At 32.6% G+C, this 20,528-nt stretch carries 20 protein-coding genes and 2 tRNA genes; 13 read left to right on the top strand and 9 right to left on the bottom strand.

Translation table 11 applies throughout. From position 1 onward, the window contains the following. Positions 1 to 33: 33 nt before the first annotated feature. From MUW56_RS10490 to MUW56_RS10480, 3 genes are read right to left on the bottom strand one after another with little or no spacing between them, the layout of a single operon-like run. On the bottom strand, positions 34 to 1,116 hold the full coding sequence (locus MUW56_RS10490) for a mannose-1-phosphate guanylyltransferase (protein ID WP_292013144.1): 1,083 nt from the start codon (positions 1,114 to 1,116) through the stop codon (positions 34 to 36). Between the two features lie 2 nt (positions 1,117 to 1,118). Next, the gene (locus MUW56_RS10485; protein WP_292013143.1) at positions 1,119 to 1,709 is read right to left on the bottom strand and encodes a SprT-like domain-containing protein; all 591 of its coding nucleotides are present in this window, start codon (positions 1,707 to 1,709) and stop codon (positions 1,119 to 1,121) included. Between the two features lies 1 nt (position 1,710). Beyond that, positions 1,711 to 3,051, bottom strand: coding sequence for a TolC family protein (locus MUW56_RS10480; protein ID WP_292013142.1), 1,341 nt, complete (start codon positions 3,049 to 3,051; stop codon positions 1,711 to 1,713). A 100-nt stretch (positions 3,052 to 3,151) separates the two neighbouring features. On the opposite strand from MUW56_RS10480, the gene MUW56_RS10475 reads away from it, so the two are divergent. From MUW56_RS10475 to dcd, 10 genes are all read left to right on the top strand, one after another. Then, positions 3,152 to 4,396 carry a folylpolyglutamate synthase/dihydrofolate synthase family protein gene (locus tag MUW56_RS10475; RefSeq protein WP_292013141.1) on the top strand — a complete coding sequence of 415 codons (1,245 nt, stop codon included), beginning with the start codon at positions 3,152 to 3,154 and terminating at the stop codon, positions 4,394 to 4,396. A gap of 42 nt (positions 4,397 to 4,438) precedes the next feature. Then, a tRNA-Val gene (locus MUW56_RS10470) sits at positions 4,439 to 4,513 on the top strand. 33 nt (positions 4,514 to 4,546) lie between these two features. Further along, positions 4,547 to 4,621, top strand: a tRNA-Val gene (locus MUW56_RS10465). A 304-nt stretch (positions 4,622 to 4,925) separates the two neighbouring features. Then, entirely contained in the window at positions 4,926 to 6,122 is a 1,197-nt protein-coding gene (locus tag MUW56_RS10460; protein WP_367118508.1) for a site-specific integrase, read from the top strand. Between the two features lie 62 nt (positions 6,123 to 6,184). After that, positions 6,185 to 8,458 (top strand): DEAD/DEAH box helicase family protein, encoded by a 2,274-nt coding sequence (locus tag MUW56_RS10455; RefSeq protein WP_292013140.1) that lies wholly within the window; start codon positions 6,185 to 6,187, stop codon positions 8,456 to 8,458. Positions 8,459 to 8,582: 124 nt separating this feature from the next. Next, a complete protein-coding gene (locus tag MUW56_RS10450) occupies positions 8,583 to 9,506 on the top strand; it encodes an AAA family ATPase (protein ID WP_292013139.1) in 924 nt (307 codons plus the stop codon). Next, positions 9,490 to 10,767, top strand: a complete 1,278-nt coding sequence (locus MUW56_RS10445; RefSeq protein ID WP_367118507.1) for a DUF3871 family protein — start codon at positions 9,490 to 9,492, stop codon at positions 10,765 to 10,767. Before MUW56_RS10450 ends, MUW56_RS10445 begins: the two co-directional genes overlap by 17 nt. A gap of 71 nt (positions 10,768 to 10,838) precedes the next feature. Then, entirely contained in the window at positions 10,839 to 11,126 is a 288-nt protein-coding gene (locus MUW56_RS10440; protein ID WP_292013137.1) for a hypothetical protein, read from the top strand. A gap of 5 nt (positions 11,127 to 11,131) precedes the next feature. Continuing rightward, positions 11,132 to 11,935 carry a hypothetical protein gene (locus MUW56_RS10435; RefSeq protein ID WP_292013136.1) on the top strand — a complete coding sequence of 268 codons (804 nt, stop codon included), beginning with the start codon at positions 11,132 to 11,134 and terminating at the stop codon, positions 11,933 to 11,935. Between the two features lie 256 nt (positions 11,936 to 12,191). Next, the gene (gene dcd / locus MUW56_RS10430; protein WP_292013135.1) at positions 12,192 to 12,794 is read left to right on the top strand and encodes a dCTP deaminase; all 603 of its coding nucleotides are present in this window, start codon (positions 12,192 to 12,194) and stop codon (positions 12,792 to 12,794) included. Here dcd and MUW56_RS10425 read toward each other — a convergent pair whose 3' ends face one another. Next, positions 12,795 to 13,925 (bottom strand): DUF3800 domain-containing protein, encoded by a 1,131-nt coding sequence (locus MUW56_RS10425; RefSeq protein WP_292013134.1) that lies wholly within the window; start codon positions 13,923 to 13,925, stop codon positions 12,795 to 12,797. 94 nt (positions 13,926 to 14,019) lie between these two features. On the opposite strand from MUW56_RS10425, the gene MUW56_RS10420 reads away from it, so the two are divergent. Next, positions 14,020 to 14,253, top strand: coding sequence for a hypothetical protein (locus tag MUW56_RS10420; RefSeq protein ID WP_292013133.1), 234 nt, complete (start codon positions 14,020 to 14,022; stop codon positions 14,251 to 14,253). Positions 14,254 to 14,517: 264 nt separating this feature from the next. Next, complete coding sequence (locus MUW56_RS10415) at positions 14,518 to 14,898, top strand: hypothetical protein (protein WP_292013132.1); 381 nt, start codon at positions 14,518 to 14,520, stop codon at positions 14,896 to 14,898. Between the two features lie 236 nt (positions 14,899 to 15,134). Here MUW56_RS10415 and MUW56_RS10410 read toward each other — a convergent pair whose 3' ends face one another. Beyond that, the gene (locus tag MUW56_RS10410; RefSeq protein WP_292013131.1) at positions 15,135 to 15,371 is read right to left on the bottom strand and encodes a helix-turn-helix transcriptional regulator; all 237 of its coding nucleotides are present in this window, start codon (positions 15,369 to 15,371) and stop codon (positions 15,135 to 15,137) included. A 622-nt stretch (positions 15,372 to 15,993) separates the two neighbouring features. On the opposite strand from MUW56_RS10410, the gene MUW56_RS10405 reads away from it, so the two are divergent. Then, positions 15,994 to 16,416, top strand: a complete 423-nt coding sequence (locus MUW56_RS10405; protein WP_292013130.1) for a hypothetical protein — start codon at positions 15,994 to 15,996, stop codon at positions 16,414 to 16,416. A 240-nt stretch (positions 16,417 to 16,656) separates the two neighbouring features. On the opposite strand, the gene MUW56_RS10400 is transcribed toward MUW56_RS10405, so the two are convergent. From MUW56_RS10400 to MUW56_RS10385, 4 genes are all read right to left on the bottom strand, one after another. After that, the gene (locus MUW56_RS10400) at positions 16,657 to 17,565 is read right to left on the bottom strand and encodes a glycosyltransferase family 2 protein (RefSeq protein ID WP_292013129.1); all 909 of its coding nucleotides are present in this window, start codon (positions 17,563 to 17,565) and stop codon (positions 16,657 to 16,659) included. A 4-nt stretch (positions 17,566 to 17,569) separates the two neighbouring features. After that, on the bottom strand, positions 17,570 to 18,535 hold the full coding sequence (locus MUW56_RS10395; protein ID WP_292013128.1) for a glycosyltransferase family 9 protein: 966 nt from the start codon (positions 18,533 to 18,535) through the stop codon (positions 17,570 to 17,572). A 2-nt stretch (positions 18,536 to 18,537) separates the two neighbouring features. Next, a complete protein-coding gene (locus tag MUW56_RS10390; RefSeq protein ID WP_292013127.1) occupies positions 18,538 to 18,957 on the bottom strand; it encodes a SufE family protein in 420 nt (139 codons plus the stop codon). Positions 18,958 to 19,192: 235 nt separating this feature from the next. Beyond that, positions 19,193 to 20,509 (bottom strand): glycosyltransferase family 4 protein, encoded by a 1,317-nt coding sequence (locus MUW56_RS10385; protein ID WP_292013126.1) that lies wholly within the window; start codon positions 20,507 to 20,509, stop codon positions 19,193 to 19,195. Positions 20,510 to 20,528: the final 19 nt, after the last annotated feature.

Genomic DNA, 20,528 nt, shown 5'->3' with positions numbered 1-20,528 from the left:
AATTCAGAAATCAGCAGAGAATATACTATTTTTTTACATAAACTTATCTCCTTTCTTGAAGTTCTTCAGATCAAGAACATAATCTTTGATCAGCTGATCATTATCGCGAGGGCAAATAAGAAGGGCCTTATCGGTATCCACTACGATATAATTCTCAAGACCGTCAATAATGACCGCTTTATTGTTGTTTTTTAAACGGATAATATTTCCTTTTGAATTGTAGGTCAGCAAATGTTTCAGCTTGACAGCATTTCCATTTTGGTCCTTGTCTGTATTCTCATAGACTGATGTCCAGGTACCCAGATCACTCCAGCCCAGATTGGCAGGAATCACATATACATTTTTCGCTTTTTCTAAAATCCCGTTGTCTATAGAGATCTTCTGTACTTTCGGATAAATCGTTTCAATACAGCTGTTCTCTTTTTCAGAATTGTACTCACAGGCCATAAAATGCTGCATCATCTCAGGAAGATACAGCTCAAAGGCATGATGAATACTTTTTATGTTCCAGATAAATATGCCTGCATTCCAAAGGAAATCCCCACTTTCCAGAAAGCTTTGGGCTATTTCAAGAATAGGCTTTTCAGTAAAGGTTTTCACTTTAAAATATTCCGAACCCTTTTTTTCTACAAACTGGATATAGCCATATCCTGTATCAGGTCTTGTTGGAGTAATCCCTAAAGTAACCAGATAATCGTGTTTTGAAGCCAGTTCAAAAGCAAGCTCCACTTTTTCCAAAAATACGTCTTCCTTCAGAATCAGGTGGTCTGCCGGAAGAACAATCATGGTAGCATCGGGATTAATTTCAGCAATTTTATTTGCCATATACAAATTACAGGCAGCCGTATTCTTCATCAAAGGCTCACCTACAATGTTCTCTTCAGGAATTTCAGGAAGCTGCTGATGGGAAAGCGCTACATATTCTTTATTCGTAATCACGAATATATGCTCTTTAGGAATTATTTTGCTGATCCTGTCATAAGTCTGCTGAATCATGGTGCGCCCAACTCCTAAAATATCCTGAAACTGTTTTGGAAATTTCTGTGTACTCATCGGCCAGAACCGGCTACCGATCCCTCCCGCCATTATAACACAGTATCTATCTGATTTTAACATTCTTAGCTACATTTTTCTACCCTTGCTAAAGGCTTGAAAGAATACTTTCTCCCAGTAGCCAGGTTCTTACAAAGATAGTTTTTTTTAACCAGACCTTCTAATAAATACTTTTCGTTGCGATAGATAAAGAATTCTCCTTTTTTCAGCTGTTCGATAAACAGCAGCCTATCATCTTGTTTCTCAGTATGAAAATACCTCACCAGGTCAGGGCTCGCCATGAAATTGGCTTTTGGAGATTTTGAAAATTTTATAATGATCGGTTTCAGTTCATCATCATAAATATCAAGACTTTCGATAAGCATATTTCTAAATGTTTCTTTCCATTCATTACCATGGGGAGAAATTCTATGTCCATACTTTTCAAAAGCAATTAAATGCGCCAGCTCATGGGTCAGTACAAAGAAAAAAAGCTGTGGAGTAAGCGTAGAGTTTACTGTGATTTCATGAGAGTGATCCGGAAGTTTTCTATAATCTCCCAGTTTGGAATTCCTGTTCCTTGTAACCTTTATATGAATATAGTAATCTGAAAACCATACCCTTAAATACTTAAGTGTGTCTTGGGGTAAATATTTTTCTAATGATTGAATAGCCATTTTACAAACTTAATGGAATTCCTGCATAGAAATTCAACAGTTTAAGGCTGAAAAGATAATTATATTTTGCCTGTGCCACTGACCCCTGTGCATTTGCATAATTATTTCTTGCCACATTAACGTCATAAATGGTTGTTCTTCCCGCAGCATAGCTTTTGTCCGCAAAATCAAGCGCTAATTTGGAACTTTTCTCTGCTTCCACCGCGGCCAGATAGTTTTCATAATTGGCATCAGCATCAAACTGTGCTTTCTGTACATTCTGTCTTACAGTTTGTTTCTGCTGTTCCAGTGTATTCTTGGCAATACTTTCATTGATTTTAGACTGTTCTACCTGCAATTTTGTTATTCCTTTATTGAAAATAGGAATATTGACGGAGAGGCTGGCCTGCTGTCCAAAGTTGTCTTTATATTGCTGAAAAAATCCCTTTTCCTTAATATAAATAAGCTCATTTCCTACATTATCCGTATTTAAAAGGTTATTATAGAACGTTCCTATTCCGGCACTTGCTGTTACAGTAGGCCAAAAAGCAGTTTTTGAAACCTCTGTCTGGGCTTCCGCTGAATATATTCTTTTTTCCGCAGCTTTTATCTGGGGCTGAGAATCATACGCTATGGATAAAACTTCATCCACGGATCTGAGCTCAGGAGCTAACTGATCGGGAACAGAAACCTCTTCAACATCAAAATCTTTATATTCAGATAACTGTAAAAGCTGAACCAAAGCAAACAAGCTTCGCCTTACATTCACCTCCGCTGTTTTTAAGTTTTGTTTTTCTCTTGCCAATGCTGCTTCTGCTTCTGCCAGAACGGTTTGTGCCGTAGTTCCTACATTGGTCGTTATTTTTGCTCTGTCAAATTGTTTTTGAGCATTCAATACAGCACTCTCAGAAATTTTTACAATTTCTTTATTCAGCAATGTCGTTAAATATTGCTGTGCGATTTGTAATGAAATATCATTTTTGATGGTTTCTACATCATACAGGCTGGCCTCCAGATCGTACTGGCTTTTTCTGACGGTCTTATCCAGTCTGCCGTTGTTGTACACCAAGATATCTGCTCCAAGATTAGCACTGTTGCTGAACCTGTCATTCCTTAAACTTCCGGTTCCGAAAGAGGTCTGTCCAAAGCTGACCGTATTTCCCAAACTTGCTGAAACAGAAGGCAGATACCCTTTTTTGGCAATTTTAAGATTGGCGTCCTGTGATTGCTTGTTATATTGATTTTGGATAACCTGAAGATTATGCTCCACTGCATAGCTTACGCATTCTTTTAAGGACCATTTCTTTTGGGCGTTCAAACCCAAATAGCCTAATCCAAAAACGATAATCCAAACTTTTTTCATGTTAATTAAGATTTTTCCCTATTAGACGAACTAAATATAAAAAAGTTACAGATTGAAAAAAATTGTTTCATTTTAATAAAACTTTTGAGAATTTTGTATCATGACAAATGAACAATACCAGGAAGCTATAGACTGGCTTTTTGTACAAATGCCCAACTATCAGATAGATGGCCAGAAAGCTTATAAACCGGGGCTTGATAATATTACCAGGCTGTGTGCTTTTTTTGGAAATCCTCAGGAAAAAATCAGGTGCATCCATGTGGGAGGAACCAACGGAAAGGGTTCTTCAAGCAATATGCTGGCTTCGGTACTTCAGGAAGCCGGTTATACAACAGGTTTATACAATTCACCGCACCTGATCGACTTTACAGAGCGCATCAAGGTCAACGGAAAAAACTGTAATAAGGAATTTGTCTTTGATTTTATTCAGAAGCTTAAAAAAATACCTGAAGACATCCGTCCGTCCTTCTTTGAATTTACCACCATTATGGCTTTTGAATATTTTTACCAGCAGCAGGTAGATTTTGCCATTATAGAAGTAGGCCTGGGAGGAAGGCTGGACTCCACGAACATTATACAACCGCTGGTTTCAGCGATCACCAATGTACAGCTGGACCACCAGAACATTTTAGGAAATACAATTGAAGAGATTGCAGGCGAAAAAGCAGGCATTATCAAAAGGAATACGCCTATTATTTCAGGAGATGAGAATGAAGTGGTAAAAAACATCATCAGAGAAAAAGCGGTTAAAGAACAAGCTCCCTTTATAGATGCGACAACTATTCTTACCGGCCTGACTTCCGATCTTAAAGGAAACTACCAGCAGAAGAATATCCGCGTTGTTGTAGCAATAGTTGAAGAGTTAAGAAAACTGCAGATTCCTATTTCAGATGCAGATCTGGAAAAAGGCTTATTAAACGTTCATCAGAATACAGGATTTATCGGCCGCTGGTTTGAATTTTCAAAAAGCCCGCTTACCATTTGTGATACAGGACACAATCAGGCGGGTCTGGAGTATGTTTTTTCACAGTTGAACTCTATAAACAGACATAAGCATGTCATTTTGGGGTTTGTGAATGACAAAAAAATAGATGAAGTGATGGATTTACTTCCTGAAAATTCCGAGTTTTATTTTGCAAAACCATCTATCAATAGGGGAAGACAACCGGAAGATTACGAAAACCTTCTTCAGGAGGCAAAAATTTTCTATAAAATTTTTGATTCCGTACAGGAAGCGTATCTCTCTGCAAAAGAGCAGTGTACAAACGAAGAAATGATTTTTATCGGCGGAAGCAACTTTGTTGTGGGAGAATTTTTAGAAAAAAATTTGGAGATTCACGAATAAGTTGTATATTTGCACCACTCTAAACGAGGAAACAAGTAGAGAGGGTTCTTAGCTCAGTTGGTTCAGAGCATCTGGTTTACACCCAGAGGGTCGGGGGTTCGAATCCCTCAGGACCCACAGAAAAGGAAACGAAACCTTTCAAAAAAATTCGGGTTCTTAGCTCAGTTGGTTCAGAGCATCTGGTTTACACCCAGAGGGTCGGGGGTTCGAATCCCTCAGGACCCACAGAAATCTCTCAAGAAATTGGGAGATTTTTTTTTATTTTTATCACTTCCCTCCTATTCATGGGAGTTTACAGCAATTCTTACTTAAATCCTAAGTTTTTTAAATCTCAATATTTTTCAATTTTAAGGCATATTTTCAGGTTACCATAATTTCTCTCAGGTTACCATATCAAAAATTCATCCTTATTTTTTGTGAATTATCTTATTTCATTTACTCAATATTTCATCTTAATAAGTTATTCTCAGGTTACCAATTAGGTTACCAAAAAATTCTCAGGTTACCAACTTAAACCCTCATTAACACTATGAAACTCTCAATACTATTTTTAATCAGAAGAAACAGAATTAACACAAAAGGTGTCTGTGCAATTGAATGCAGAATCACTTTAGACAGTCAAAGAAAACCTTTTTCAACAGGTGTTTTTATTAATCCTGAAAGTTGGAATGCTTCAAAGCAAAAGGCATTTCCTCCTAATAAAATAAATAATCAAATCAACACTCAACTAAGCCTGATTAAACAAGATATTAATCAGGCTTTTTTATTCCTACAAGTTCAGGAAAAGGACTTTGATGTAGATGATATTTATAGACAGTACAAAGGAGAGAATATCAAGCAGGACAAGTCCATTAATGAAATGTTTCATCTACATATCTCCAAACAAGAAAAGCTGATAGGCATTTCTACCACTAGAGTATCTGTAGCTAAATTCTATCAGACACAAGCTCATGTAAAGTCTTTCATAAAGCATCAGTACAAAAAATCTGATTACCTTCTGAAAGACATGACAATGGCATTTATTACTGAATTTGAATTTTATCTCAAGGCTGAAAAACAGTTTAAACAAAATACAGTTCATAAGACCATACAGAGATTTAAGCAGATTGTGAAATTAGCTGTAGGACTGGATTATTTAGCTAAAGACCCTTTCCTACTCTACAAGAACAGGAAACCTAAGAAGCAAGTTGTATTCTTATCTAAACAGGAGTTGGAGGCATTGGAGAAACACCAGTTTGCTTCTGAAAGATTACAACAAATAGCAGATATGTTCATTTTCTGTTGTTATACTGGATTAGCTTATACAGAGATGGCAAATCTAAGGGCAGGTGATATTCAGACAGGCTATGATAGCAATAAGTGGATTCACATTCACAGACAGAAAACTAAAAGAGATTATGATATCCCTTTGTTATCTAAAGCTGAAAGTATTTTAGATAAGTATAGAACAGAAACACAGCTTCTTCCTGTTATTACTAATCAGAAGTTCAATTCTTATCTAAAGGAGATAGCTGAGATTGTAGGTATCAATAAGACTCTTACCCACCATATAGCAAGGAAAACCTTTGCTTCCACTATCCTACTTTACAATGATGTTCCTATGGAGATAGTATCTGAGCTTTTAGGTCATTCAGAGATTGGAATTACTCAACAACATTATGCTAAGGTTGTAAAGGAAAAAGTTGGTGAACAGATGAATAGGTTAAAAGATAAGCTTAATTTATAGTGAAATCTGAATAACAGTGTTATATTTATTAATTATTTATAACACTGTTAATTTTAATATTTATGAATGTTAATGGCCATTTTAATGATTTTCCAATAGATTATTTTAATCTTGAAGTTCTTAACTTTATTGATAATGCAGGTTTTAGAAACACTGAACAAGCTAATGCACATTTGGAAAGATCTCAACAATTAATAACAAAGGAAGACCCTCTAGAGCTTAATTCTAATGGATATATTAAAGATTCTCTTTCAGAAAAGTTAAATTTAAATGTAAGGAATACCTCTGTAATAAATTGTGCTGTTGGGCAAGGAAAAACAACTGCAATTTTAGAAATAGTTAAAGAACATATACTTAGCAATGCTAACACATATATAATCATAGCAGTTCCTTTAGTGAGCTTAATTTCTCAATATAAAAAGGATTTATTAAACTTGGGATTCACAGAAGAACAAATATACTCCTATGAAAACATTAGAAATAAAGATCAAATTGATTATCTAAATCCTCTTTTTAGAATCCATTTAGTTACAGTCAATACTTTATTAGGAAATCCTGGAGACAATGCTCCTTTACAATCTGAAGCTAAGAATTCTTATTTGCAGAAACTTTCAAAGCAATTTGGAGATAATAATAAGAAAGTAATATTTATTTATGATGAAATACATGAGGCTATCAGAAATTTCAGCAAAATTGGAGAGGCTCATTTATATTATTTTTCCAAAGTTATAGCAAAAAACATTTTATTAAGTGCTACCTATAATGTACAATCTATTCCAGTAATAAAAATGTTATCAAAATTAACTGATAATAAAATTCAAATCTTGGAATCTGAAAGAAAGGTTATAAAAGAACAAAGCAGGTTATTTCTACATTTCACAAACTCATACAATACATCAACCCACACTCCTATTTCACAATTAGTCAGACAACTAATTAGAGATGATAAGAATATAGATATTTTATGTTATTCAAAAAAACTATGCAAGAAACTTCTAAACCCTAATACTGAACCTGGAAACTTACTTACTGAAAAATTTGGTACATTAAGAGATTGCACATCAAACCTAGAAGATAACCAGAGTAATACTGATGAAGATATTTCCACTAATAGATATGATAATAATTTTTGTAATATTGGAACCAACTTTAAATCTGGTGTAAGCATAAATAAAGAGAATCATGCTTTCATAATAATTCTTCCTCCTAAATCTAAAGGCCCTTATTTTTCTAACAATGGAATCTTCACAGAAGGAATAAATTCTGTTATTCAATCTATTGCAAGACAAAGAACAATTGGAGAAATACATATTATTTTACCACATCCTATTTTAATGGATTATAGTTCTTTAAGAAATATGTCTGAAAATCAAAGGAATCACTTTATACAAGCTTATAATGAAATAGCTATTGATCCTAACAGAACTAGGAATAGAAATGGAGTAACTACACCACTAGTTAGATATATCCCATTTTCAGAACATTTTGAGATTATCAGTAATAAGTATTCTGAGTTAATAACAAGATTAATGATTCCCTATTTAAGAAATTCTAACCTAGCCATTCCTGACCTTTATGATTATATCATGGAAAATGGAGAAATGATTTTAACATTAGAAGGATTTCTTGGTAAGAACTTATCCAGTTTTGTGACTTACTCTGCCTTTACTAATCAATTTTACAATGCAAGGTTAGCTGAATTTTATTATGCCCCTGAATTAGATGAAGAAGAATTTAGAGAAGTTATGAGAATAGCATATGAGGAATATAATGAGGATTCAAATAACACACATAAACATTTGTCAGTTATATATAAAGAGCTGAGAGATAAAATAATTGGCTCTATTCCATTAAGCTATGATTCAAATACTGTAGCAAAATTAAAAACAGAGATTTATAAGTATGTGACAACACAAGCTGAAATATCAGGAATACTCCCTAGAAAATTACCTTTGAAGTATCTTGCTGTTGAATATGCAAATTTTAATGACAACTCTACTCCTGAAAGGAGAAATTTCTCTGAAAGGATTAAAACTTTTATAGACAAGGTACATAACAGTATGATAGCTAGTGTAAATAATGAGCCTGCATATTTTAAAAACTATGAAGAAGCTAAAATCTTTGAAAATGAAGAAAATGAACTTTTAAACTTAATTCAAGAGATTAAAGAGAAAAATCCTGCATTAAAATTAAATGGTGCTAATTTCTTCAGAAACATAAAACTGGAAGATATTGCCCCCAAATTTTATGATTATATTATTGATTCATTTTATGAAACTGCAAGTTATAGACCCAGAGATGGAGAAACACAAAAAAATTACAAAAGAATAGTTTAATAAAATGAGTTACTTTTTGTAATCTAATATATATAAGTAATTACAAATTTTTACTCAATACATCATGAACACCCAATATTTGGGTGTTTTTTATGTCCAAATTCTAACAACTAAACTTAAACTTATGCAATTAAAACAATCACAAAGACAACAAGTAAAGCTCAGATTAGGATTATCTGGAGCTTCAGGATTTGGAAAAACTAAATCAGCCTTATTATTAGCCTATGGAATGACACAGGATTGGAGTAAAATAGCTGTTATAGATACAGAAAATTCCTCTGCTTCCTTATATTCAGACTTAGGGAATTACAATGTACTGGATTTACAGGTTCCTTATTCTCCTGAAAGATACATACAAGCCATAGAACTGTGTGAAAACTCTGGAATAGAAGTAATTATTATAGATTCTATTACCCATGAGTGGAATGGTACAGGTGGATGTCTTGATATTCATGAAAAGTTGGGAGGAAGATTCCAAGACTGGGCTAATGTCACACCAAGACATCAGGTTTTTATTAATAAGATATTACAGTCTACATGCCATGTCATAACCACTACAAGAAGAAAGATAGATTATTCTCTAGATGTAGCTAGTAATGGAAAAACCCAAGTAGTAAAGCATGGCACTAAGGAAATCACCAGAGATGGCTTTGAGTATGAATTGACTATTAATTTTGAGCTAGTGAATGAGAACCATTTAGCTAAGGCTAGTAAAGACAGGACAGGATTATTTATGAATAAACCTGAATTTCTTATTACTTCTGAAACAGGAAAGATGATTTTAGAATGGTGTAATTCAGGTATACAATCTGAAAGTAAATCTATTCATATGGAAATTCCTCCCCAAATTCAACAGAGTGTCTCTACAGAAGAAGAGGTATATAAAGCTATTCAAGGCTGTAATTCTATAGCTGAACTTTTAACTTTATATAAAGAGTTTCCCCACTATCACAAGACTTTGAAGCCAGACTTTGAAGCTAGGAAAACATTATTAATCCACACCACTAACCCTAATAATCAATTCAGTAGAAATGGATATGAAAAATAAAATTAAACCTGCTTCTTTAGAGGAAGCATTTGATGTGGAAATTTCAAAAACTACTAACATAATAGAGATAAATCATAGGAATACTCCTATCCCTCCTGATTTACAGCTTAAGAGTGTGAGTAATTTATCAGATAAGAAATCTCTAGATGACATTTTCCTTGATAATGAAGAGATTGAAGATGCAGAAATATTCTATCCAAGCAGGATGAATATTCCTGATCAGCCCAAAAGTGAATCCAGTACAATAGATAATAAGCCTGAATCTTTAAATGTAGTTCAGGCTTCTTTTATGCCCAATCCCAAGGTAGAAAGTTACTCTAGTGATATGACTGCTGGAAATAATCAGCCCAGCCCATTTATTATGGCTAATACACTGGAAGCCACATTACATCACTTACAGAATGATTGTATCATTCCTGTATTCTCTAGAGACAATGAGAAAACTATTGCACATCAGGAATTTATAGAATGTGTTATTAATGCTGTAAATAAAGCATTCCCTTACCACAGCATTACAGCCCCTGAAATCAGGGTATCTCATCAAATTAAAGGCAGAACTCCTTCAGCCATTCATAAGCCTGTAAAAGAGCTTTTAGAGCATGAAAAGACTATCTATTATGAAAGAATGGCTTTTATTATTAAAGTTCCTTCCATTACTGATATAGTGAATGGTAATGAACTTTCTCTAACTATTGGTGGAGTAAGAGCATACAATCAGGAGAATCTCTACAGTAAGAAATCCTTAGAAAAGTTCAAGTTCTTTATTGGTTTTCAAAATAAAGTTTGCTGTAACCTTTGTGTATCTACAGATGGATTCCTTGAAGATATAAGAACTTCTAATGCTAATGATTTATACAGCAAAGCAGTAGAAACTATACAGAACTATAATGCAGAGCTATATCTTATGGAGATGAAGGAACTTACACAGGATTATCTATCTGAACATCAATTTGCCCAGCTTATAGGCAAAAGTAGGCTGTATCAACATTTACCTAAAACAGAGAAACAGAATATTCCTCTACTTAATTTTAATGATAGCCATATCAATACTATGGCAAAGGATTATTATGAGGGTAAGAATTTCTGTAGAGAAGATGATGGAAGAATAAACCTCTGGGATGTGTATAATCTTTTTACACAAGCTAACAAGAGTAGTTATATAGATACTTTCCTTGACAGGAATTTGAATGCCTTTGAGTTCACCAAGGGTATTCAGAAAGTACTTAATGGTAATTCAGATTATCATTGGTTTTTGAGTTAATTTATTCCCCAAGAATTTGGGGAATACTTTTTGTATACATTTTTTTTATAAATTTGTGAAAAATAATCATTATGTATCTTACAAAACTTGACAATAATCAAACATTTACTTCTATATATAGAAGCTTATTGACTGAGATAATTGCAGGTAACAATGAAGATGTTAAAGATGAATTAGACCAAGCAATACTAGAGGCTATAGATGTAATTCTGGGTAAAAAAGAAGCTCACCTTATTGATAATAAACATTTTTATTTCACAACATTTTTAGTCAAAAATGAAGATATCTTAAAAGAAGAAAGCCCTAATAATATTACTAACAAAACATATGAAAATATTGCACTTGCTCTAAATGCTTAATAAATATGTCAATAAATTTACTTATTAATCAAATTGAAGAGCAATTTTCTAGCAGTAGGAGTAATGTATATTCTGATAAGAAAAGGGAAAACCACTTTCTAAATATTTATGAGATTTTTGATACTATCAAGGAACTAAATAAATCTGGTTCTATATTAAGTCCTGAACTCCCAATATATAAACAAATTCTACAGTATATCATATCTGATTTACAATATTTGGATAGTAGCACTTTAAATGTGATTCCCTTTGAGATTGTTTCATGTTTGGAATTAGCTCTAAAGGACTGGATAGATGATGATAATTTAATTTTATCAACTCACCTTTCTAATGATTATAATGACTTTTATTATTTACCTAATCCAAATAGAGAATATTTCAATCAAATTAATTCTTTCTTAGATACAAAGGCTATTACTAAAATTAATTATAGATTAATAAAGATCTCTCTTCCTAAACTATTAAGTAGAGATTATCTTTCAACTGTGGCACTATATCATGAGCTAGGTCATTTCATTGATTTTGAGTTTAATTTTTCTCAAAGACTCTTATTAAAGAAATATCCTAAGACTCCACTTATACCTGCACTACAACAAGAGCTTAATCATTTCCAAGAATATTTTGCTGACTTATTTGCTGCACAATATATAAGTGATGCAAGTAATCAATATTTGGAAGACAGAATGATTCATGATACAATTAGTAACACACATCCTAAAACTTCAGAAAGAATCAAAGTTGTTAATAAATTTCTTAATACAGAACATCTTGAAGTATTAAATGATTTTAATGAAATTTTATTACCTTAAAGTAAAGAATTAAAAATCAGGTTTGAAGAAAAAGACTCTGCTACATCAAATTTTTACAATTTCACTCCAGAAATATTGCAAAATGATAAGCAACTACATTATATTTATAAAACAGGATGGTCTATCTGGAAAGATACAACAAATCCAGCATATGCTGGAATTCCTGAAAGACAAAAATATCAAATGCTAAATAACTTAATTGAAAAATCAATCTCAAGCTATTTCTTATTAAAGAACTGGAATAATATTGTAAATAATGCCTAGTGGAACTTTACATAAAGAAGAAATAAAATCTTTACTTTCTAGTAAGGACTTATTTTTACACCCTATTTTAGATGAAAATCAAATAGGAGATATAAGTATTGATTTAAGAGTAGGTACAGATTTCTTATTTCAACATCAGGGCAGGTCTGCACAAATTAATACATCATCAAATGAAGTATCTACAAGATCAATTAAAAGTAACTTTACCCAAACCAGAAGGAAGATTGGAGAGAAATTTTTACTACATCCTTTTCAACCTACTTTATTTTCTACATTAGAATATATTAAATTACCTAATGATATTTATGCAGTGTTATCCCTTAGAAGCTCATATAGTAGATTGGGCCTAACTATGTCTACAATATTGCAACCAGGATATTGTGGTTGTATTTCTGTAGAAATAATAAACTCTGGAAACACTCCCATAGAAATAATTTCAGGAGTAAGATTTTTACAAGCAAGATTTATTAGAGTAGATGCTTCTAGTTTAAACTACTTTACTGATGTTAGAAAATATGCTTGCCAAGTAAGACCTATGCCTTCTAAGGCAAATGAAGATAGTGAGATACAGTTACTAAACAAATTAAATACATAATTAATTGTCAGGCTCTTTCAACACTTTCAAAAACTTACTTATTTTATTATAATTATAACTACCTAGACTCATTTCTAATGCTTCATCAGCAATATTAGCTTTTTCCAACATGGGAATTATATATGATAAATAATGTTGAAAATAAGAACTAATATCTTCTTCATTAACTGCTATTTTGTAACCACTTTTCCCTGCCTTTGAAATTATTAAAACTCCTTTATATCTCAAATCTCTTATTTGCAATCTAATATTTTCTGGGCTAAATTCAAGATTTAGTACTCTTTTAATTTCATTCTTTAACTCATAAGTTTCAACTAATCTAGTGGGAAAAACTCTCGATATATAGACTAAATGATTAACTATAACATTTTTTACCTTATCAATATTTCCTTCCTTAAACCTTTCTATTGTATCTAAAACACTTCTATATATTGATTCTGATACCCTAAAATTTTCTTCATCTTCTGTCTGATTGAGAATTGAATTATATGGAAAAACTGTTGGCTTTAAAAGCTTAGGTTCTAAGATATTAAAAAGCTCTTCCCAATTAGAAATTCTTTTTGATTCAGAATAAATTTGCAACAATGAATTAGAAATTAAATCAGCTAATTGAATTAATTCTTCTTCTTCATCACTCTTTAGATGATAACTGTTTTCTTGATTAAAAAGATTAGCTTGAAACTTGGGAATATTTGCAATTAAATATTTTTTTAGACTCTTTTGAAAATTATCACTTCCTGTAGAATCAATAAAAACTTGAAAAGATGAAACTTTTCCAGCTAAATCATTTAAAAGAATCTTTTGAAAGAACTTAATAAAAACTGATTTTATATCAAGCTCTTTACTAAAGAGGGTCTTTTTATCAATAATTAGAGAGTGTATTTTAAAATCCAAATTTTCACATAAGTATTGTAAGATTTTAATTCTTTTGGAGAAGTTTTTACTTATTCCCCTATTAGTAGCCTTGATAATATTACCATCTAGAAATTGCTTACTAATATAGTGTCTAACTTCTCTGGCTAGAACTAAATCAGACTCTTTAATTAATACACATGCATAAATAAAATGACTTATACCATCATTTTTAGAAGGAGTTCCTGACTCATCACAAAATACAAAATATTTCTCCATTTAAAATATACTTATGTTTTCTATACTGTTACTAGTTAATCAAATATACAAATAATAAAAATGTCATAAATGACAAATGTTTTATATTTGAACCATGGAAAATAAAATAATATTAGAATACATTCTTCATGGAATAGAGATTAAATTTAATGTATCTGAAAGCTTCCACCCAACAACACATATATTTGATGATATGGCTGAATTTTTAGCATTTGAACATTCTATACTTGAAGATGAAGAAGATTATTACTCTACATTAGATAAACTGGACATATTAGTAAGAAAAGCTAAATATTATTATCTAGAGTACTACAAGAAGGAATCTTAGCTCTAATTTTTTTTAATTTTAATTTTTTTTGAAGAGTTGCTTACACATAGGTTCCCCTCATATCAAGTACCCCCTTTCTAAATTTTCAAGACTCCTCCCCCCTTTGACCTATTCAGATAAATTTTCTGGGCAGGAATAAAAACATTCTGATTTATTTTGCATCTTTAGAATCACCTCATATCTTTTTACTCTAGCTCACTGCCACCCCACAACTCTTCATCATCTCTAACATATTTTGAGTATTAACTCAAAATTATATCAATTATGAAAAAACAATTTAAAGGATTTGTAGCTAAGGTTGAGCTTCTAAAATCTGAAAAAGCTAATGAGGATAAGAATGGGCTTATGCCAGTAATTTTAATAGGTATTGCAGGGGAAATCCCTAGTAAAACTGTTATTAGTGGTACTGTAGCTCAAAGAATGGGAATATATGAAGGAAGTATATATCTGTTTCAGGCTAATGAAATAGAATCAGATCCTTTATATGGAAGACAATTTAACTTCATGGCAATATCTAAAGAATTATCAGCTATAGAGACATTGCAAGCCAGTGATTTTGTAGGTAAGCTGACGATAATAAAGATAGATTCCTCAGAGGATTTTGAAGAATTTGTAGCTGATACTCTACAGCTAGAAAATGCCTAATAAAATGCCACCTTATTAATTTAGGGTGGTATTTTTCTTAGTTAGCCTAATTCTTGAGTTAAATTTTCTAATTACATTTATAAGTACAATTACAAATTTCAACTCATTTTATGGCAATCTAACAAATACAATAGTACATTTTACCCTAGAGACTCACATGTAGATTCAAAAGACAAGGAATATTGGATGGAAAATCCTTTAGATCAAAATATAAAGATATTATATAGATAGCCTTTTTAAGCTTCTGTAATTTCTATATCAAAGAATTCCTTAGGGTGAACTTCCAAAGCATTTGCAATTCTGAAAAGAGTATAAACTGTAGGATTAGTTCTTCCTTGTTCTATTCTTGAAATATTAGTTACATCAATATTACCTTCCATTTTTCCTACAAGATCAACCTGAGAAAAGCCTTTACTTTGTCTTATCTCCTTGATCTTATTTCCTACTGACTTTAAAATTTCTGATTTCTCCAACTTGCCATATATGATAAGTCAAAGTTAATTTCTATTTTTACTGTTTGTAATGTCATATATGACAATGTTTAATTTTTAAATTTAATCTTTTATTATGAAAACAATCTTATCCCTCCATTATCAACACATTTTAATACTTCTTATATTACTTGCTGTACTCTCTGCATTTGTAGTCTTTATTTATTGGATATTCAAACCAAGAAGAAAAAACAAGTGAAAGAGTCATTTAAATCTAGACTAACATTTGAGTTTTATGTATTTATTGATTCTGTTGTAAAAATATTCTCATGTATTACAAAAGATATTATTGACAGCATATTAAATATGAATAAAAAATACCATTGGCTTGTAGGTACATTTTTATACATGTTAATTAATTCAATAATTCCTTTATACTACCTATTTATAGGGGATATAAACAAGATTTTTAAAGAAGGAAGCTACAACACAGAAACAACAGATTTTGTAATATACTACACTTCATTTAGAGTCTCAGTTTATATTTTTTTAATCACATTCATAATATTTATCATCAAACAGTACATAAATATTAATATGCAACTAAGAAATAATAAAACAAAGACCACTCAATGTAGAGTGGTTTTTTAATACAGCAATCTTTATGAAACCAAAAATACCTTTTATAATAGGCTATCAATATGATAATTGGGAGTTAGATGTAATATCCCTACCTGACAGAATCCCAGAAAATGATTTATATATAAGCTATCTTTGGGTTGGAAATGAAACTAAAATGTTCTTAAATTTCCCTCCACACAGAACAGAGCTTATATTTTATTGGGACATTTTAAATACTGTAATTCTGACTTTCTTAGATAGAGACATAGAATACTACTATAAAATATTAAGTGCTCTGGAAACTAAGTTTGGGCAATCAGAAATGCACAAAAATAAAAGAGCCATTATTAATAAATACAAAGCTAAAAATATTGAATATTGGTGTATCTATAAATTAAGAACCATAACTATACAATATGGGATAAGTCAGACTATGAACAGAATATATAATACTCTATTATGTTAGTAGTTTTTATCATAAAGGCATACTTTTAGGCATACCTATGAAATGAAATCCCTATAAAAGATGATGAATAAAGAGAAAATAAGAATTATGGAGAATCCCTCAGGACCCACAGAAATCTCTCAAGAAATTGGGAGATTTTTTTTTATTTCAAAAAATACAGAAGATAAACCCGGTACACAAAAGTGTATCTGAATACGATATAAGCATCTTCCGGAATCTCAATCCTCCTGCTTGAAAATTTTAATTTCCGCTGTCTGATCTGGAGGATCTCATTTTTCTCACCAATAGACCCAGTTTATAAAAATCAAAATATTTTATATTGGGGTTCTGAGACAGCAAGTTCTTTTTTATTTTGTCTTCAAATATTCCATAGAGAAACAGAAATACAGAAACCATCTTTAATTGCTTTAATTTCACCGCCGCCTTATACACCTTAATATCTTTGATGAAAGCCCTGTTTTGACTGTTTTCTGAAAGCGTTAGTAAAGATCTCATCGCTACGGCTGTCTTTTTTAAAAAAACTTCATTACTGGTATCATCAAAATGGATGACAGGATTATTGATGGCCAGAAACTTTATCTTATTTTGTTCCAGCAGTTTTGAAAAAACAAAATCTTCATAGCCATACTCTACCAGCTCTTCATTGAATGGAAATTTTTCAAAAATATTTTTTTTGATTACAAAATTCACGGTTTTGAACAATGAAAAATTGGAGGAATGATCTCCTGAAAAGATCTCTCTTTCCAAAGAATATTTATTCCTGAGCGTTGTTGAATATTGACCGGCAATTTTAAAATTCCCGTACATCAATTCCAGATCAGGCTGCTTTTTTATTTCAGCTAAGTAATTCTGAAGAAATGCTGCATTGTCGATCTTTACATCACAATCCAGGAACAGAAGATATTTTCCACGCGAATATTTCGAAAAAAGATTACGGATCTTTGACCTTCCTATATTTTTCTCGAGGAAAATCAGGTTTTGAACCTCATTGTGAAGAGAAGTATTAATGTGTTTAAAAGAGTCATCTGAAGCATCATCAATCAGAATAATCTCAACATCCATATCATAGGCTTCGATTTCTTTTTTTAAATCAAAAACCAGTTCACGGACATCAAAATTAAATACAGGGATACAGATTGAAAGCTCCATTTCATCAGATTTTTTCAATGACTTTTTGAATATCAAATTCTTCAAGACAGGCCCAGTCTCCCCTGTAGCATTCTTTATCACCGAAAACAGAACACGGCCTGCAGGTAAGGTCTTTTACCTGAACGACATCATCTTCGCTCTGTCCAAATCCTAAAAACCCGGCATATGGATGCGTTGCTCCCCATACGGAAATACATCTTGTTCCTACAAGACTTGCCAAATGCATATTGGCAGAATCCATAGAGATCATCAATTCCAGTTTTGCAATTGTATTGAGTTCTTCTGTCAAGGTTAATTTTCCGGAAAGGCTTTTTGTATTGGGAATCTGACTTTCCCATTTTTCAAGGGTTTCCGTCTCTTTCTTTCCGCCGCCAAAGAAATATACGGTATGTTTCTGAGCTAAAATGCGGGCTAATTCGAATGATTTTTCCAAAGGAAGCATTTTTCCTTTATGCTGTGCAAAAGGTGCAAAACCAATTCCTGATTTATGCACGGAAAGAGGCCTTAGTTTTTGTGAAAGCTCTACTTTAAAACCCATTGCCCTGAAAACATCTGCATAACGCTCAACTGTTTTTTTCAACTGAACTTTATTCAGATTCCAGACATCGGTAAGATGCTCTTTTTCCTCTTTTCCTTTGTTTATTTTAAAAACTTTAAGCCCTTTTCTTACGTAAATTTTGTCCAGAACCTTAGTCCTGATCACATCATGAAGATTAGCAATATAATCAGGATTAAACTCCCGGATCAATTCATTGCTTAACCTTTTTAGCCCAAAGAAACCTTTATAATCATCCAGGTCAATCCCTTTAAATATCACATTGGGAATCCCCTCAAATAAGGCTTCAAAGTTCTTTCGGGAAACCATGACAATTTCAACATCAGGATTCTGTTCTAAAAACTCCCTGAAAACAGGTGCCGTCATGGCAACATCCCCAAATGCGGAAAAACGATATGCTAAAATTCTGGTCACAGCTATGATTTCAGTTGATAAGCCACTGCGTAAAATTTGATTTGCTTGGTCATCGCCATCAATCCGTTGGCTCTGGAAGGAGAAAGAAACTCCTGTAATCCAATTTCTGATATAAACTCGAAATCTGAGTCTAAGATTTCCTGGGTAGAATGACCGCTGTAGATGCTTACTAAAAGAGAAACAATTCCTTTGGGTAAGATCCCGTCAGAATCTGCATCAAAGAAAAGCTTTCCATCTTTAAACTCAGCATCGATCCAAACTTTGCTTTGGCAGCCTTTAATCAGGTTTTCCTCCGTCTTCTTTTCTTCAGGAAGTCCTTTCAGTTCTTTTCCAAGATCAATGATGTACTCATATTTCTGCTCCCAATCGTCAAGAAATGCAAATTCATCGATTATTTCCTGCTGTTTTTCTTTAATGGTCATTTTAATCAAATTTCTTTGTGCAAAGATAATTAATTTTAGACTTTTATTTTTTTTATTCAATTTTATTGAACCATTACAGGATATAAACGGACTTCTAGTAATAAAAATTGAGATCCCGATACAAAACCCACAGTCTGAATAAAAATTAATATCAGTACAACAAAGACTTTCAAAGCATTTTATAGTGATATTAAGATAAACATTTTATCTCAGCCATAATTCTATTGCAGGATTATTACTGACAAGCTTTTTGTATGACCTGAAGCAGTTTGACCTCTTCATTTTCCCAGCAGAGGGCTTCCGCAGCTTTTTCAAGTTCATGCTGATAACTGATTCTCCCTTTTTGTAAAACCTTTTGAATAGCAGCGGCGATATGCTCCGGATGATGATCCTCGATAATTTCTCCTATATCAAACTGATTTTTAATCTTCAGCATCTCAGGGAAACCGGATAAGATTAAGGGAACCCGCGCCTGAATGCCATCGAGAATTTTATTCGGAAGAGAATAGAAATAACTATCGCCTCCATTCTCTTCAATACTCATTCCACAGTCTGCCTTCACTGTAATATTCCTTAAATCTTCAGGAATCAATTTTCCAAGAAACTGAACCTTATGCTCCAGATTTTCTTGGGTAACAAGGTTTTCATATTCCTTTTTCTTCGGCCCGTCTCCTGCAATTTTCAAGATCACATGGTCGAGATGGTGCATCGCCAGGATCACTTTATCGATTCCACGGAACGGATTTATTGCGCCCTGATATAAAAGTATTTTGGGATTGTTTTCGGGGATTTTGACCGTAAGGTTCAGCCTTCGTGGTGCATTTTGGACCACGATAGGTTCTATTCCGTATTTTTTGTGAAACCACTGAGCATAGCTGCTGCTCGCGGTGATCATCAATCTCAGCTTAGGAATCACTGTCTTTTCTACATATCTCCAGAGCTTTTGTGACATTTTGCCCTGAACCGAAGGCATTTCTGAAAATATCTCATGACTGTCAAAAATCAACGGAATATTTAATTTTCTGGAAATAAGATAATTTGGCACTAGCGCATCCACATCATTTGCATACAGGATGGTATTCCGGTCGGCCTTTTTTTTTAAATGATGATACAGTTTCCAGTTGAATTCAAAATAAGCAGTTTTTAAATTTTTTGAAGCCAGGTGAATTCTGGAAAAAGGATAAGGACGCTCCATTTTTGCCGCCCCGCTCCAGTCATTTCCAATCAAATCAATCTGATATCCGTTTTCATACAGTGTATTGCATATCTTTTCTATACGCTGATCTGTATATAAATTACTGAAAGCGGATATAATGATTTTTTTTCCATCAGCTTTTTTTCCTAACAGTAAATGATAAATCTGAATAAAGCAAATGAGTCCGTTCGGAATGATCACCGGCCATAACGGTCCGCTAAAGAAACCATAAATGACAAAACAAATACAGCCAATCATATTGACCACTCTAATTTTTCTTACATCTTTCAATATGAAACTCAATACGATAAAAACCGAGGCAGAGTATCCAATATAGGTGGTAATTTCAGGATTCATGGGGGATTTTTAAGGATAA

This window comes from Chryseobacterium sp., assembly GCF_022869225.1.
Classification (GTDB): Bacteria; Bacteroidota; Bacteroidia; order Flavobacteriales; family Weeksellaceae; genus Chryseobacterium.
The sequence above is the reverse complement of the archived record's forward strand: the minus strand, read 5'-3'. Positions and strand labels throughout refer to the sequence as shown.

Coding starts and splice junctions, on each gene's coding strand:
- MUW56_RS10405 (WP_292013130.1), top strand. CDS start 15,994: ATGAAACCAAAAATACCTTTTATAATAGGCTATCAATATGATAATTGG.
- MUW56_RS10480 (WP_292013142.1), bottom strand. CDS start 3,051: ATGAAAAAAGTTTGGATTATCGTTTTTGGATTAGGCTATTTGGGTTTG.
- MUW56_RS10415 (WP_292013132.1), top strand. CDS start 14,518: ATGAAAAAACAATTTAAAGGATTTGTAGCTAAGGTTGAGCTTCTAAAA.
- MUW56_RS10420 (WP_292013133.1), top strand. CDS start 14,020: ATGGAAAATAAAATAATATTAGAATACATTCTTCATGGAATAGAGATT.
- MUW56_RS10385 (WP_292013126.1), bottom strand. CDS start 20,509: ATGAATCCTGAAATTACCACCTATATTGGATACTCTGCCTCGGTTTTT.
- MUW56_RS10435 (WP_292013136.1), top strand. CDS start 11,132: ATGTCAATAAATTTACTTATTAATCAAATTGAAGAGCAATTTTCTAGC.
- MUW56_RS10460 (WP_367118508.1), top strand. CDS start 4,926: ATGAAACTCTCAATACTATTTTTAATCAGAAGAAACAGAATTAACACA.
- MUW56_RS10455 (WP_292013140.1), top strand. CDS start 6,185: ATGAATGTTAATGGCCATTTTAATGATTTTCCAATAGATTATTTTAAT.
- MUW56_RS10440 (WP_292013137.1), top strand. CDS start 10,839: ATGTATCTTACAAAACTTGACAATAATCAAACATTTACTTCTATATAT.
- MUW56_RS10490 (WP_292013144.1), bottom strand. CDS start 1,116: ATGTTAAAATCAGATAGATACTGTGTTATAATGGCGGGAGGGATCGGT.
- MUW56_RS10475 (WP_292013141.1), top strand. CDS start 3,152: ATGACAAATGAACAATACCAGGAAGCTATAGACTGGCTTTTTGTACAA.
- MUW56_RS10425 (WP_292013134.1), bottom strand. CDS start 13,925: ATGGAGAAATATTTTGTATTTTGTGATGAGTCAGGAACTCCTTCTAAA.
- MUW56_RS10450 (WP_292013139.1), top strand. CDS start 8,583: ATGCAATTAAAACAATCACAAAGACAACAAGTAAAGCTCAGATTAGGA.
- MUW56_RS10485 (WP_292013143.1), bottom strand. CDS start 1,709: ATGGCTATTCAATCATTAGAAAAATATTTACCCCAAGACACACTTAAG.
- MUW56_RS10390 (WP_292013127.1), bottom strand. CDS start 18,957: ATGACCATTAAAGAAAAACAGCAGGAAATAATCGATGAATTTGCATTT.
- MUW56_RS10400 (WP_292013129.1), bottom strand. CDS start 17,565: ATGGAGCTTTCAATCTGTATCCCTGTATTTAATTTTGATGTCCGTGAA.
- dcd (WP_292013135.1), top strand. CDS start 12,192: ATGCCTAGTGGAACTTTACATAAAGAAGAAATAAAATCTTTACTTTCT.
- MUW56_RS10445 (WP_367118507.1), top strand. CDS start 9,490: ATGGATATGAAAAATAAAATTAAACCTGCTTCTTTAGAGGAAGCATTT.